Source organism: Erwinia sp. INIA01, assembly GCF_025947915.1.
In the GTDB taxonomy this organism is placed as follows: Bacteria; Pseudomonadota; Gammaproteobacteria; order Enterobacterales; family Enterobacteriaceae; genus Erwinia; species Erwinia coffeiphila.
Genome location: NZ_JAPDNC010000009.1, coordinates 233,101 through 246,755, shown reverse-complemented (window position 1 = coordinate 246,755; position 13,655 = coordinate 233,101). Strand labels below are relative to the sequence as shown.

At 56.4% G+C, this 13,655-nt stretch carries 12 protein-coding genes; 9 read left to right on the top strand and 3 right to left on the bottom strand.

Annotation, left to right across the window (positions count from 1 at the left end; all coding sequences use genetic code 11):
• Positions 1-82: 82 nt before the first annotated feature.
• From OMR58_RS17355 to xylB, 6 genes are all read left to right on the top strand, one after another.
• Positions 83-970: a helix-turn-helix transcriptional regulator gene (locus OMR58_RS17355; protein WP_200562519.1), complete on the top strand. Its 888-nt coding sequence runs from the start codon at positions 83-85 to the stop codon at positions 968-970.
• 243 nt (positions 971-1,213) lie between these two features.
• Positions 1,214-2,587 carry a glycoside-pentoside-hexuronide (GPH):cation symporter gene (locus OMR58_RS17350; protein ID WP_264546504.1) on the top strand — a complete coding sequence of 458 codons (1,374 nt, stop codon included), beginning with the start codon at positions 1,214-1,216 and terminating at the stop codon, positions 2,585-2,587.
• Positions 2,584-4,188 (top strand): glycoside hydrolase family 43 protein, encoded by a 1,605-nt coding sequence (locus tag OMR58_RS17345; RefSeq protein WP_264546503.1) that lies wholly within the window; start codon positions 2,584-2,586, stop codon positions 4,186-4,188. The genes OMR58_RS17350 and OMR58_RS17345 overlap by 4 nt, the downstream gene beginning before the upstream one ends.
• Positions 4,189-4,225: 37 nt before the next feature.
• A complete protein-coding gene (locus tag OMR58_RS17340; protein ID WP_264546502.1) occupies positions 4,226-5,422 on the top strand; it encodes a XylR family transcriptional regulator in 1,197 nt (398 codons plus the stop codon).
• 192 nt (positions 5,423-5,614) lie between these two features.
• Positions 5,615-6,934, top strand: coding sequence for a xylose isomerase (xylA, locus tag OMR58_RS17335; protein ID WP_264546501.1), 1,320 nt, complete (start codon positions 5,615-5,617; stop codon positions 6,932-6,934).
• 45 nt (positions 6,935-6,979) lie between these two features.
• Positions 6,980-8,440 carry a xylulokinase gene (gene xylB / locus OMR58_RS17330; protein WP_264546500.1) on the top strand — a complete coding sequence of 487 codons (1,461 nt, stop codon included), beginning with the start codon at positions 6,980-6,982 and terminating at the stop codon, positions 8,438-8,440.
• Between the two features lie 74 nt (positions 8,441-8,514).
• On the opposite strand, the gene OMR58_RS17325 is transcribed toward xylB, so the two are convergent.
• Both OMR58_RS17325 and OMR58_RS17320 read right to left on the bottom strand, forming a co-directional pair.
• Positions 8,515-9,282 (bottom strand): amidohydrolase, encoded by a 768-nt coding sequence (locus OMR58_RS17325; RefSeq protein ID WP_264546499.1) that lies wholly within the window; start codon positions 9,280-9,282, stop codon positions 8,515-8,517.
• Positions 9,270-10,430 carry a pyridoxal phosphate-dependent aminotransferase gene (locus OMR58_RS17320; RefSeq protein ID WP_264546498.1) on the bottom strand — a complete coding sequence of 387 codons (1,161 nt, stop codon included), beginning with the start codon at positions 10,428-10,430 and terminating at the stop codon, positions 9,270-9,272. The genes OMR58_RS17325 and OMR58_RS17320 overlap by 13 nt, the downstream gene beginning before the upstream one ends.
• A 147-nt stretch (positions 10,431-10,577) precedes the next feature.
• Between OMR58_RS17320 and OMR58_RS17315 the strand changes: the two genes are divergently transcribed.
• From OMR58_RS17315 to OMR58_RS17305, 3 genes are read left to right on the top strand one after another with little or no spacing between them, the layout of a single operon-like run.
• On the top strand, positions 10,578-11,192 hold the full coding sequence (locus tag OMR58_RS17315) for a methylthioribulose 1-phosphate dehydratase (protein ID WP_200547606.1): 615 nt from the start codon (positions 10,578-10,580) through the stop codon (positions 11,190-11,192).
• On the top strand, positions 11,189-11,878 hold the full coding sequence (mtnC, locus tag OMR58_RS17310; RefSeq protein ID WP_264546497.1) for an acireductone synthase: 690 nt from the start codon (positions 11,189-11,191) through the stop codon (positions 11,876-11,878). The genes OMR58_RS17315 and mtnC overlap by 4 nt, the downstream gene beginning before the upstream one ends.
• Entirely contained in the window at positions 11,875-12,417 is a 543-nt protein-coding gene (locus tag OMR58_RS17305) for a 1,2-dihydroxy-3-keto-5-methylthiopentene dioxygenase (protein ID WP_105590698.1), read from the top strand. The genes mtnC and OMR58_RS17305 overlap by 4 nt, the downstream gene beginning before the upstream one ends.
• 184 nt (positions 12,418-12,601) lie before the next feature.
• On the opposite strand, the gene mtnA is transcribed toward OMR58_RS17305, so the two are convergent.
• A complete protein-coding gene (mtnA, locus tag OMR58_RS17300) occupies positions 12,602-13,627 on the bottom strand; it encodes an S-methyl-5-thioribose-1-phosphate isomerase (protein ID WP_264546496.1) in 1,026 nt (341 codons plus the stop codon).
• Positions 13,628-13,655 lie beyond the last annotated feature (28 nt).

The following is a 13,655-nucleotide window of genomic DNA, read 5'->3' as shown; positions in this document are numbered from 1 at the left end:
GAGAAAGTTATATTGATTTTCTACCTTAAAACCTCTGATAGTGGGGGTTCCCTGCCGCCATTTTGTAAGAATCTTGCGCCTGATGTGGAACGACGATCGCTTTTTCGAAAAAATTGAAACCACCCTCGGCGTGGACTACCTGCTACGCGCGCGCGAAGGGGTGCCCGAAAAAGGGGTGTATATTCGCCCTCATGTGCATCTGGAACACGAGATTATGTGGTTCCGCCGCGCCGAGGGATCGTACTCAATCGGCAGTGAAAAACTCGCGCTGCGCGACAATACGCTGGTTTTTGTAGGATCGATGATCCTGCATGATATGGAGCTGGCGTTTACCCCCGATCACGAACGGTTTTTACTGCAGTACAGCAATGTGGTGATGAACCGGCTCAAATGCCCGCTGCCCTTTACCGGTCAGCACGCCGGGTTTGTCCTTCAGCTCAATGAACGTGATGCGGAACGCATGCAGTTTCTGTTTACCTGGTTTACACAGCTGCATGACGAGCCGCACAGCTCACGCGAATCCAACCCGTTATTAACGCTGCTGCTGAATACGGTTTACGGCCACGCCGAGCAGGCTGTTAAGGTGAACGTCAGCGAAGACAAGAACAGCACCTTCGACAGCCTTATCGATTTTGTCGTGCAGATTGAACGAGATCGGACGTTCAGCATCACGCTGAATGACGCCGCTGAACGCTGCGGGCTTTCATCCAGCCACTTTTCCCGCACCTTCAAAAAAATCATGCAGATTAGTTTTAAAGACTATCTGGTCAGAAAGAAAATTGCCGCCTCAGCCGAGCTGCTGAGAAATACCGAATTGAGCATTACGGATATCGCCTACCAGTGTGAATTCACCGACAGCGCCTATTACTGTTTTAAATTCCGATCGCTGATGGGCGTAACGCCAAAAAAATTCAGAACTTACAGCCGCTCGACAAAGCAGCTATCCACGAAACACGACCCGCTGCCCTGACCGATCCGCCGTTGGATCTCGAAAACATGCTCTCTGTGCTGACTGGCCGCCGGTGCTCTTCCTGAAGCTGTCGCTTAGACGAATTGCTTTTTTCAAAAGGGTGATCGTCGTTACACTCAAAGCGCAAAAAAATTATATAAAGCCGCAATCTCTCTACATTAACCCGCCCCGATAAAGCCTATTTTTGATACCAGCTGGCCCGCTACCCCCTGAACCTGCAGACACAACACCAGAAGGTAATCTATGTCCAAGCTGACGATTAAAGAGAAAATTGGCTACGGGCTGGGTGATGGCGCATCGAACATCATCTGGCAAACCATCATGCTGTTTATGGCCTACTTCTACACCGATATCTACGGCCTCAGCCCCTTTCATATGGGTGTGATGTTTCTTTTTGTCCGCATCGTTGACGCCTTTTTTGATATTTATATTGGCTTCCTGGCGGATCACACCTCAACCCGGCACGGCCAGTTCAGGCCTTACTTACTCTGGTTTGCCCTGCCGTTCGGCATTCTCGGCTCGCTGACCTTCTTCACGCCGGATCTGGGTGAAAGCGGTAAAATTATCTATGCCTACGTGTCGTATACGGCGCTCTCCCTGCTGTACACGCTGGTGAATGTGCCGTACTGCGCGATGATCAATAATCTCTCTCAGGACCCCGATGAACGACTGTCGATGCAGTCCTACCGCTTTGCCTTCGCGGCGCTGGGCGGGATTGTCGTTTCCGCCGTGGCGCTGCCGCTGACCAAAGTGCTGGGCGGCGGCAACCTTCAGCAGGGCTATTTCTATGCCATGGTGCTGATGGGCGTGGCCAGCACCGTGATGTTTTATCTCTGCTTCGCCCTGACCCAGGAACGCTATATCCGCCCGGTGGATAAATCACAAAAATTCAGCATGGTATTCAGCGAGCTTCGTTATCTGACGTCGGATGCCAACTGGCGGCGTTTATTCCTGCTAAATGTGATTAACCTGACGGCGGGAATATTAAAGACCGGCGGGGCGATGTATTTTGTCACCTATTATCTGCATCGGCCCGAGCTGGTCGGCGTGGTTCTGACCATCATTCTCGGGGCTAAATTTTTTGGTTCAATGTTTACCACTACCCTCTATTCCCGATTAGAGCGGGTGTTTGCCTATAAATTGGCGATGACGGTTCAGGCATTGATTATGATTGCGCTGTTCTTTATTCCGTCGCAGCATGCGGTACTGATTTGCTGCATTATCGGCTGTATTCACGTCATCAACTCAACGGCAACACCGCTGCAGTGGAACCTGCTCAGCGATATTATCGACAATATTGAGAATAAAGCCGGCAAGTCCTTCAGCGGTCTGGTTTTCTCCACCAATATTTTTGCGATCAAGGTTGGTATTGCCGTGGGGGGCGCACTGATGGGGTGGATACTCACCGTCGGTGGCTACGTGGGCAATGTGCCAACCCAACTGGACTCGGCCACGCTTTGTATCAGATTAATTTTTACTATCATCCCCGCGCTGTTAATTCTCAGCCTGATCCTGGTATTGAGAAATTACGATCTCAGCCCGAAACATCCTGACGGCGGCAATGAGAACAAGACCGCTAACGGCGTGCTAACAGATGTGAAAGGAGAAGCAAGATGACCACCATTACTAATCCCATCTTACCCGGTTTTAATCCCGATCCGTCGATTATCTTTGCGAACAATGCTTATTATATTGCCGCTTCGACATTTGAATGGTTCCCCGGCGTGAGCCTGTATAAATCATACGATTTAAAAAACTGGAAATTGATATCTTATCCTTTAAATCGCGTCAGCCAGCTGGATATGAAAGGTAACCCGGATTCCGGTGGCGTTTTCGCACCCTGCCTGACGTTTGATAAAGGTATTTTTTATCTGGTATTCAGCGACGTTAAAAATCTGACTGGCCGCTTTTGGGATGTGAATAATTATATTGTCAGCACGACGGAAATCGAAGGTGAATGGTCAGAACCCACCTATCTCAACAGCCGGGGCATCGATCCCTCTCTGTTCCATAAAAGCGACGGCACCAAGTGGCTGGTCAGCATGGAAATGAGCTATCGCGATGGCGGAAAGCCCGGCTTCCCAAAATGGAACGGCATCATCATCCAGCAGTACGATGAACAGCGTAAGCAGCTTATCGGAGAGTGCCGGAAAATTTATAACGGCAGCGAACTGGGGATCACCGAAGGCCCGCATCTTTATGAACGCGATGGCTGGTTCTACCTGCTGACCGCCGAAGGGGGCACTTTCTATAATCACGGCGTGACCATGGCGCGATCCCGGGAGCTAATTGGACCGTATGAAACCGATCCCTACGGCCAGATGATGACATCTCGCTATGACTGCCGGCTGCCCCTTCAGCGCGCCGGCCATGCGGATCTGATTGAAACCGGGCAGGGAGAGTGGTTTATCGTTCACCTTTGCGGCAGGCCGCTGCCGTCGCGGGGCAGAAGTCCGATGGGCAGGGAAACGGCCATCCAGAAAGTGTACTGGAACCAGGACGGCTGGCTGCGGCTGGTGAATGAGAAAAACACCCCGGAGCTGGTGGTCCATACGCTGCTGCCGGAAAAACCCTGGCCTGCCATGGCGGCGCGGGATGACTTCGATGCGCCTGTACTGCCGCTGCATTACCAGAGCCTGCGCATTCCCCTGACCGACGCGTTTTGCAGCCTGACGGCGCGGAAGGGCTGGCTTCGTCTGCATGGCCAGGAATCCCTTAGTTCTCATCATCATCAGAGCCTGGTGGCCAGAAGGCAGACCGATTTTGCCTTCCGGGCGCAGACCCGTATCGATTTCCAGCCCGCTTCCTTTCAGCAGATGGCCGGACTGGTTTGCTACTACGACACGACCAATTACCTTTACCTCTACCTCACGCGTGATGAGCGCGGCAGACGCACCGTCAATCTGCTGATTAACGATCTTAACCGGTTCAGTGAGCCGAGCGGGGACGGTATCGTCCTGGACGATGACGGCCCGGTGTATCTGAAAGTGGAAGTGGACCACGATGCCGCCTGGTTCTTTTACTCCCTTGATGAGCGGGAGTGGCATCGCGTGGGGAACTATGTGGAATACAGCAAACTGTCCGATGAATACTTTAAAGAGCGTGGACACGAGCGCTTTACCGGGGCTTTTGTCGGGATCTGCTGCCAGGATTTCACCGGGGAGAACGCCTTTGCCGATTTCGACTACTTCTCTTATCAATCGCTGAACGAGGGCTGAACGCTATCCTCAGATGGCCCGGCGTAACGGAGACGATATGGCATGGCATTCCCATCGCCGGGATACCCGGCGCCATCGTATTACCCTGTTGTTCAATGCCAACAAAGCCTATGACCGGCAGGTTATTGAGGGCGTGGGCGAGTACCTTCAGGCATCGCAAAGCCGGTGGGATATCTTTATCGAAGATGATTTTCGTATGCGCTCAGCTCCGGCTGCTGACTGGCTGGGTGACGGGGTTATTGCAGACTATGACGATGCGGATATCGAGGCACAGCTTGATGGCGTTGCGGTGCCGGTGGTGGGGGTGGGCGGTTCCTTCCTGCATTCGCCGTATCCGCCGGTTCACTATATCGCTACGGATAACTTTGCCCAGGTCGAACTGGCCTGGCGCCACCTGCAACAAAAAGGAATTTCGCAGTTTGCCTTCTACGGCCTGCCGGACAGCCTTCATCATCGATGGGCGAAGGAGCGTGAAATGGCCTTTCGACAGCTGGCCAGCCGCAACGGCTACCCGCTGCGCATTTATCAGGGAAGCGAAACCTCGGCGGTAAGCTGGCAGCATGCGCAAAATCGGCTGGCTGACTGGCTGCAACAACTTCCTGCCCACTGCGGCATCATTGCCGTCACCGATTCTCGTGCCCGCCATATCCTTCAGGCCTGCGAGCATCTGAACATTCCGGTACCGGACACGCTGTCCGTTATCGGTATTGATAACGAAGAGCTGACGCGCTTTTTGTCGCGCGTGTCTCTCTCATCTGTGGTTCAGGGAACCCGGCAGATGGGCTTTCAGGCCGCCAGGCTTCTCCAGCGGCTGCTTGACGGCGAGCTGCTGCCGCTGCAACGCATTCTTATCCCCCCGCAACGGGTGATCGGCCGACGTTCGACCGACTATCGTTCTCTGAACGATCCGGTGGTGATTCAGGCAATGCACTTTATCCGTGGTCATGCCTGTCAGGGGATCCGCGTGGAGCAGGTGCTGGATGCGGTTGGCCTCTCCCGGACCAGCCTCGACGGCCGATTTAAGGCAGAAACGGGGCAATCGTTGCATGCGATGATCCACGCGGAAAAACTGACCCGTGCCAGAGAGATGCTCAGCGCCTCGCCGCTGCCCGTGACCGAGATTGCACAGGTCTGCGGCTATCCCTCACTGCCGTACTTCTACGCGGTATTTCGAAAAGCGTATGGCATCACCCCCGGAGAATACCGAGAGCACAATCGCCACAGTGACCCCTGATTCGTCTTGTTTTTATCTTTTAATTTCAATGAATTGATGTTGTGTTGCCGGGGGGCTGCTGAAGAGTGTGATCGCCAGCACGGTTGCAAATTCTCGCAATCGGGTCGTGAAATATCGCAATTGAGGCGTCGGGCCATTACGAAGAGGATGAGGCAACACGGAGATTCATCATCCCTCAACCCGGAGTCTGCAATGAGCATCTATTTCGACAGGTTAGATAAAGTTCGCTACGAAGGCACACAGAGCCGCAACCCACTGGCATTTCGCCACTACAACCCGGATGAGATAATCCTGGGTAAGAGCATGAAAGATCATCTGCGCTTTGCCGCCTGTTACTGGCATACGTTCTGCTGGAACGGCGCAGATATGTTCGGCGTTGGGGCGTTTGACCGCCCGTGGCAGAAAGTGGGGAACGAACTTGAGCTGGCCAAACTGAAAGCGGACGTCGCTTTTGAGTTTTTCCACAAGCTGGATGTGCCGTTCTATGCGTTCCACGATGTGGATGTGTCGCCGGAAGGTCAGTCGGTGCGGGAGTATCAGAGCAACCTGGCGGAAATGACCGATGTCCTGGCCCGCAAACAGGAAGAGAGCGGTGTCAGGCTGCTGTGGGGCACCGCGAACTGTTTCACTAACCCCCGTTATGCTGCTGGTGCGGCGACCAACCCAAACCCTGAGATTTTCTGCTGGGCGGCGACGCAGGTCTTTCATGCAATGAACGCCACGCACAAACTGGGTGGAGAAAACTATGTGCTGTGGGGCGGCCGCGAAGGCTACGAAACGCTGCTGAATACCGACCTGCGCCAGGAACGCGAGCAGATCGGGCGCTTTATGAATCTGGTTGTTGAGCACAAATATAAAATCGGCTTCACCGGCCCTCTGCTGATTGAGCCGAAGCCGCAGGAGCCGACTAAACATCAGTACGACTATGATGCGGCGAACGTGTATGGCTTCCTCAAGCAGTTCGGCCTGGAGAATGAAATTAAGCTGAATCTGGAAGCGAACCACGCCACGCTGGCGGGTCACTCGTTCCATCATGAAATTGCGACCGCCATCGCGCTGGGTATCTTTGGCTCCGTTGACGCCAACCGCGGCGATCCGCAGTGCGGCTGGGATACCGATCAGTTCCCGGTCAGCGTGGAGGAAAATGCGCTGGTGATGTATGAAATTCTGAAGGCTGGTGGCCTGACCAGCGGCGGGCTGAACTTTGATGCCAAAGTCCGTCGTCAAAGCACGGACAAATACGATCTGTTCCACGGCCATATCGGCGGTATGGATACCATGGCACTGGCGCTGAAAGTGGCGGCGCGGATGATTGAGGACGGCGAGCTGGAGCAGACGGTAGCCGATCGCTATGCCGGCTGGAGCAGTCCGCAGGGGCGTCAAATCCTGCAGGGCAATCTGTCACTGGAAGCGCTTGCTGACTACACCAGCGAAAACAACCTGGCGCCTCAGCACCATAGCGGCCGCCAGGAGCAGTTGGAAAATCTCGTTAATCGGTATCTCTTCGGTTAATTCTTTTGCGCCACCTGCCGGTGGCGCCTGTCCAGGATACTCAACATGTATATTGGTATCGATCTCGGCACCTCGGGCGTCAAAGTGATCCTCGCGGATGAACAGGGACGAGTGATTGCCTCTCATACGGCAGCACTGACGTTGCAGCGGCCTCATCCGCTCTGGTCCGAACAGAACCCGGAAGCCTGGTGGCAGGCCACCGATAGCGCCGTTCGCTCACTGGGCCAGCAACATTCGCTGGCCACCGTGAAGGCGATCGGGCTGGCGGGACAGATGCACGGTGCCACGCTGCTGGATAAACAGCAGCGGGTACTGCGCCCGGCCATTCTCTGGAACGATGGCCGCTGCGGTGCAGAGTGCCGCGATCTTGAGTCGGCCATTCCTGAGCAAAGGCGCATAACCGGCAATCTGATGATGCCGGGCTTTACCGCGCCAAAGCTGCTCTGGCTGGCGCGGCATGAGCCGGATGTGTTTCGCCAAATCGATAAGGTGCTGCTGCCGAAAGATTATCTGCGCTTTCGCATGACGGGCCGCTTTGCCAGCGATATGTCGGATGCGTCCGGCACGCTATGGCTGGATGTGGCTCGCCGCGACTGGAGCGACCGCATGCTGGAAAGCTGCGGCCTGACCCGAGGCCATATGCCTGAACTCTTTGAGGGCAGCGATATCAGCGGCGTCCTCCACGCTAGCGTTGCCCGCGAGTGGGGCGTTCCGGCGGTGCCGATCGTCGCGGGCGGTGGCGATAACGCGGCCGGTGCGGTGGGAGCCGGTATTGTCGATCCCGGTGCGGCAATGCTGTCGCTGGGGACGTCCGGCGTGTATTTCGCGGTCAGCGAGGGTTACCACAGTAATCCTGACAGTGCGGTTCATGCTTTTTGCCACGCGCTGCCCGACCGCTGGCATTTGATGTCGGTGATGCTCAGTGCCGCTTCCTGTCTGGACTGGGCCGCACGCTTAACTGGCGTGGGTAGCGTTCCCGCCTTGATCGAGAAGGCGCAGTCTGCCGCGCCCGGCGCGAGCGGACCGCTCTTCTTACCTTATCTTTCCGGGGAGCGTACGCCGCACAATAACCCGCATGCCCGGGGCGTGTTTTTTGGTTTAGGTCATGAACACGGTCAGGCGGAACTGGCGAAATCGGTGTTGGAAGGCGTGGGATTTGCGCTGACCGACGGAATGAACGTGGTGAACGCAGCCGGGGTGAATCCCGACAGCATCACGTTGATTGGCGGCGGTGCGCGTAGCCCATTGTGGCGGCAGATGCTGGCCGATATTTCCGGCAAAGTGCTGGATTACCGCACGGGGGGCTATGTGGGACCGGCGCTGGGAGCCGCTCGGCTGGCGCAGCTTGCCCTGTCGCCCCACAGCACCTTTAGCGATCTCCTGCCGCCGCTGCCGCTTGAACAGCAGCATATTCCCGATGTTGAACTGCACGCGCAGTATCTCGAGCAACAAGCACGATTCCGTTCTCTGTATCGCCATCTTTCGCCAATGATGTCGGGGGAATAATTTTCGCCAATTATGTCGGGGGAATAATCTGCCCGCGTGGTAAAGAAACGGCCCGTGTCGGGCCGTTTATGTGATTAGAGGCTGAATGCATCCGCATCCCGCCATGCCGGAAACTTCTCGCGATATTCGCGCAGGCTCTCCAGCGACAGCTCCGCTTCAAGAATCGCAGGCTGATGCGGCTCTCCGGCGGCAAGCACTTCACCCAGCGGGCTGAAAATCCGGCTGTCGCCGCTGTAACCGTGACCGTTGCCGTCGGTGCCAACGCGGTTGCATCCGGCAATATAGGCCTGATTCTCAATCGCTCGCGCCTGCAAAAGCGTCTGCCAGTGCAACGCGCGCGGGGCCGGCCAGTTCGCCACGTACAGCGCCAGATCGTAATCATTCTGGTTGCGGGCGAATACCGGGAAGCGCAGGTCGTAACACACCTGCGGCAGAATGCGCCAGCCGCGCCACTCGAACACTTCGCGGCGATCGCCCGCCAGATAGTGCTCGTGCTCACCGGCCATGCGGAACAGATGGCGCTTATCGTAGAAATGTACCGCGCCGCCCGGCTCAACCAGGAAGAAGCGGTTAACCGCGCCTTTTGCCGTCTGGATCGCCGCGCTGCCTGCCACCATCGCGTGGGTTGCAGCGGCTTTCGCCTGTAGCCAGTTAATCACTTCACTTTCAGCCAGCGAGCTTTTCGCCGCTTCCATCGCAAAACCGGTGGTGAACATTTCCGGCAGCACAATCAGGTCGCGATCCTTCAGGCCGTCCAGCAGCGAATCAAAGAAACGCAGGTTGGCTTCACCATCCATCCAGACCAGCGGTTGCTGGAGTACGCTAATTTTTAAAGTTGACACAGTCGCTCCGCAGCAGCATCCAGCGTGGCTTCCTGTTTGGCGAAGCACAGGCGGATCAGTTTATGAGGGAAGGCATCGGCGCAGAACACCGACAGCGGAATCGCCGCCACGCCCACTTCTTTTGTTAACCACTGGCAGAATGCCACATCGTCGAGATCTGAGATAGCACTGTAATCCGCCAGCAGGAAGTAGGTGCCTTCGCAGGGCAGCAGCTTAAAGCGGCTGGCGGAGAGCGCCTCAACAAAGCGATCGCGGCGGGCACGATAAAACTCCGGCAGCTCGCGGTAGTGCTCCGGATGCTGTTGTAGCATGTCGGCCAGCGCCAGCTGCGCCGGGGTGTTGACCGAGAAGGTCAGATACTGGTGAACCTTACGCACTTCCGCGCTCAGCGCGGCGGGGGCCACGCAGTAGCCGACTTTCCAGCCGGTCATATGGAAGGTTTTGCCAAAGGAAGAAACGGCAATCGCCCGCTCGCGCAGCTGCGGATGTGCCAGCACGCTGGCGTGTCCGGCTTCATCAAAGCAGATGTGCTCGTACACTTCATCACTCAGGACATAAATTTCCTGCGCGGCAATGGCCTCCCACAGCTGGGCGAAATCACTTTTTTGCCACACGGTCGCGGAAGGGTTGTGCGGCGTATTGAGAATCACCAGGCGGGTGCGCGGCGACAGCAGAGCGGTGAATTCCGCCCAGTCAACGCGGAAGCCGGGCGGCTGTAGCGCGATACGCTTCATAACACCGCCTGCCAGCGTCACCGCCGGGGCGTAGCTGTCGTAGCTCGGGTCGAAGCAGATTACCTCATCGCCCGGACGCACCAGCGCGGTGATCGCCGCGTAAAGCGCTTCGGTCGCACCGGCGGTGACGGTAATTTCGCTGTTTACATCCGGCTGATAGCCGTACAGCTCAGCGGTTTTCTGCGCAATCGCTTCACGCAGCGGCGCCACGCCGATCATCGGTGCGTACTGGTTAGCACCCTGGCTGACGTGATAAGCCAGGCGCTCCTGCAAATAGGCCGGGCCGTCAAAATCGGGGAATCCCTGGGAAAGATTGATCGCGTTGTGCTGCTGGGCGAGCGCGCTCATCTGTGTGAAGATGGTAGTACCCAGTGCGGGCAGCTTGCTCTCTGGCGTGAATGACGTCTGGCTCATGGTTACAACCCTTGCTGAATGCGGTTTTATGATGTTGTGTCCTGTGTTGCTGCCAATATATCACGGTGATACTATTTGGCAATCGAGACGCTTAGACGGCTAAATGTAAGCCCTGAATAAAATAGTCCCAGAGGAATAAAAAAAGAGATGACCCAGACCTCACAATTGGATCAGCTGGTTAGCGCCTGTCACTGGATTGGCGAACGCGGCTGGGCTCCGGCCACCGGCGGCAATATGTCCGTTCGTCAGGACGCGGAGTTTTGCCTGCTGAGTGAATCCGGTAAAGACAAGGGCAGCCTTACCCGCGATGACTTTATTCAGGTAGAAATTGCCAGCAATCGCGTGCCTTCGGGGCGTAAACCTTCCGCAGAAACCGGTCTGCATACGCTGATTTATCGTCTGTTCCCCGAAGCCGGAGCCGTTCTGCATACCCACACCGTTAACTCAACGGTGCTGTCACGCGTGGAGAAAGGCGCTGCGCTGGAGTTGCAGGGTTACGAAATGCAGAAAACGCTGGCGGGCCAGCACAGCCATCTGGACTGTGTGCCGATTGCACTGTTCGATAACGATCAGGATATTGATGGCCTGGCGAAGCGCATCGAGCAGTTTGCCGCGCAGAATCCGCTGCGCTACGGTTTTCTGCTGCGCGGCCACGGTCTGACCTGCTGGGGCAAAGACGTTAACGAGGCGCGCCGCCATCTTGAAGGGCTGGAATTCCTTTTCCAGTGCGAACTGCAACGCCGTGTTCTGGAGAGCAAATGATCCGCGCTATTGTTACCGATATTGAAGGCACCACCAGCGATATTCGCTTTGTTCATAACGTTCTTTTCCCCTATGCCCGTGAAAACCTGCCTGCCTTTATTAAAGGTAACGAGCAGCAGCCTGCGGTGGCTCAGGCGCTGGCCGATCTGCGCGCTGAAGTGAACCGCCCGGATGCCACGGCACAGAAGCTGATTGAAGTGCTGTACGGCTTTATGGATGAAGATCGCAAGTCTACCGCGCTGAAAGCGCTGCAGGGCATGATCTGGCGCGACGGCTATCTGAACGGCAGCTTTACCGGCCATCTGTATGCCGATGTGCTGCCTGCGCTGAAACAGTGGCAGCAGCAGGGCATCGCGCTGTATGTATATTCATCTGGTTCAGTAGCAGCGCAGAAATTGTTATTTGGCTACAGCGATGCGGGTGATATCACTGATCTGTTCAGCGGTTACTTCGATACTCACGTCGGTGCCAAGCGCGAAGTGAATTCCTATCGCAACATCGCGGAGCAGATTGCGCTACCCGCGGCGGAACTGCTGTTTTTATCCGATATCCACCAGGAGCTGGACGCCGCACGGGAAGCGGGCTGGAATACCCTTCAGTTAATACGTGGCGAGGCGGATGCCGAAAGCAGCCATCGCCAGGTTTCAGGTTTTGATCAGATTAACCAGGAGCTGTTGAATTCATGAGTGCACTGACTATTTTTACCGATACCGATGCGGCCACCCAGGTCTGGCACAGTACCGATGCGGCGGAAATCGCCGAGAAGCTGAAATCCAAAGACGTGCGCTTTGAGCGCTGGGAAGCCGACCGCGATCTGGGGGAAAACCCGGATTCTGAAACGGTTATCAAAGCTTACCAGCATGCCATCGATCGCCTGGTCGCCGAGAAAGGCTATCAGAGCTGGGATGTGATCAGCATGCGTGCGGATAACCCGCAGAAAGACGTATTGCGCACCAAGTTCCTCTCGGAGCACACCCACGCGGAAGATGAAGTTCGCTTCTTTGTTGAGGGCGCAGGTTTGTTCTGCCTGCATCTGGATGGTCATATTTACCAGATCCTGTGCGAGAAGAACGATCTGATCTCAGTGCCGGAAGGCACCGCGCACTGGTTTGATATGGGTTCCGCGCCGCACTTCACCGCGATCCGTATTTTCGACAATCAGGAAGGCTGGATCGCCAATTTCACCGGCGACACCATCGCTGACGCCTATCCGCGCCTGCCGTAATTTGCATAACGGGGGCGCTGCTTCAGCCCCCGTACTCTTTACCCCGTACTTCACACTTCGTTCACTTCGGAATAGCCGTGTTGACGAGAAGCGAGCGTCAGCCATAGCCTTGCAGCGATCCGTGCGCAAGGGGTAATGGCATTCTCGGTACAGCGGACCCTTTCCGATCCGCTGATTCTATTCGTTAAACGCGCGGCTGGAAGACACCCGCAGTCACCTGCTCCGGTGTGACCACGCCGGTATCCAGAACCCATCCGCTGATTAATGACGCTGGCGTAACGTCAAACGCCGGGTTGTAAACCTGCGCGCCTTCCGGTGCCCAGGTGACGTCACCGAAGCTGCCCGCCACGCCGGTCACTTCGCTAGCTGCGCGCTGCTCGATCGGAATAGCGCTGCCGTCCGGGCAGTGGCGATCCAGCGTGGTGTGCGGTGCGGCAACGTAGAACGGCACATTATGATACTGCGCCAGTACCGCCAGGCTGTAGGTGCCGATCTTATTGGCAACGTCGCCGTTGGCGGCAATGCGGTCCGCCCCGACCCAGATCGCATCAACTTTGCCCTGGGCCATCAGGCTGGCGGCCATTGAATCGCAAATAAGATGGTAGGGGACGCCGAGTTCACCCAGTTCCCATGCCGTTAAGCGTCCCCCCTGCAATAAAGGACGGGTTTCATCGACCCACACACTGGCGACTTTTCCCTGCTGCCAGCCGCGGGCTATGACCCCCAGTGCGGTGCCGACGCCGGCGGTCGCCAGTCCACCGGTATTACAGTGGGTCAGCAGGCGGCTGCCTGGAACGATCAGAGTGCTGCCCGCTTCGGCGATGTTGTTACACAGCGTTTTATCCTCCGCAACCAGACGCAGCGCCTCCTCGGTCAGCGCGGTGGCATAATTGTCCTGCGCCAGCACTAACTTCATACGATCGAGATTGTTCATCAGGTTAACCGCCGTCGGGCGTGAAGCGCGCAGGGTTTCCAGTGCCTCCGCAAGTTCAGCTCGCGGCATTCCCTGTTCCGCCAGCAGCGCCAGCAGCAGGCTGGCAGACAGTCCAATCAGCGGCGCACCGCGTACCCGCAACGTTTTGATGTGTTCAACCAGGCTGGCCACATCGGGCGTCGGACACCAGATTTTTTTCTGCGGGAGGGCTTGCTGATCGAGTATCCACAGTTGATTGTCGCGGATCTGTAGGCTGGTGGTGCTGAGTGTCTGCATAAGTGAAATCCTGGTTGCTTTAATGCGA

Excerpts from the sequence above, each read along its gene's own strand:
- OMR58_RS17355 (WP_200562519.1), top strand. The coding sequence starts at position 83 with ATGTGGAACGACGATCGCTTTTTCGAAAAAATTGAAACCACCCTCGGC.
- OMR58_RS17350 (WP_264546504.1), top strand. The coding sequence starts at position 1,214 with ATGTCCAAGCTGACGATTAAAGAGAAAATTGGCTACGGGCTGGGTGAT.
- OMR58_RS17345 (WP_264546503.1), top strand. The coding sequence starts at position 2,584 with ATGACCACCATTACTAATCCCATCTTACCCGGTTTTAATCCCGATCCG.
- OMR58_RS17340 (WP_264546502.1), top strand. The coding sequence starts at position 4,226 with ATGGCATGGCATTCCCATCGCCGGGATACCCGGCGCCATCGTATTACC.
- xylA (WP_264546501.1), top strand. The coding sequence starts at position 5,615 with ATGAGCATCTATTTCGACAGGTTAGATAAAGTTCGCTACGAAGGCACA.
- xylB (WP_264546500.1), top strand. The coding sequence starts at position 6,980 with ATGTATATTGGTATCGATCTCGGCACCTCGGGCGTCAAAGTGATCCTC.
- OMR58_RS17320 (WP_264546498.1), bottom strand. The coding sequence starts at position 10,430 with ATGAGCCAGACGTCATTCACGCCAGAGAGCAAGCTGCCCGCACTGGGT.
- OMR58_RS17315 (WP_200547606.1), top strand. The coding sequence starts at position 10,578 with ATGACCCAGACCTCACAATTGGATCAGCTGGTTAGCGCCTGTCACTGG.
- mtnC (WP_264546497.1), top strand. The coding sequence starts at position 11,189 with ATGATCCGCGCTATTGTTACCGATATTGAAGGCACCACCAGCGATATT.
- OMR58_RS17305 (WP_105590698.1), top strand. The coding sequence starts at position 11,875 with ATGAGTGCACTGACTATTTTTACCGATACCGATGCGGCCACCCAGGTC.
- mtnA (WP_264546496.1), bottom strand. The coding sequence starts at position 13,627 with ATGCAGACACTCAGCACCACCAGCCTACAGATCCGCGACAATCAACTG.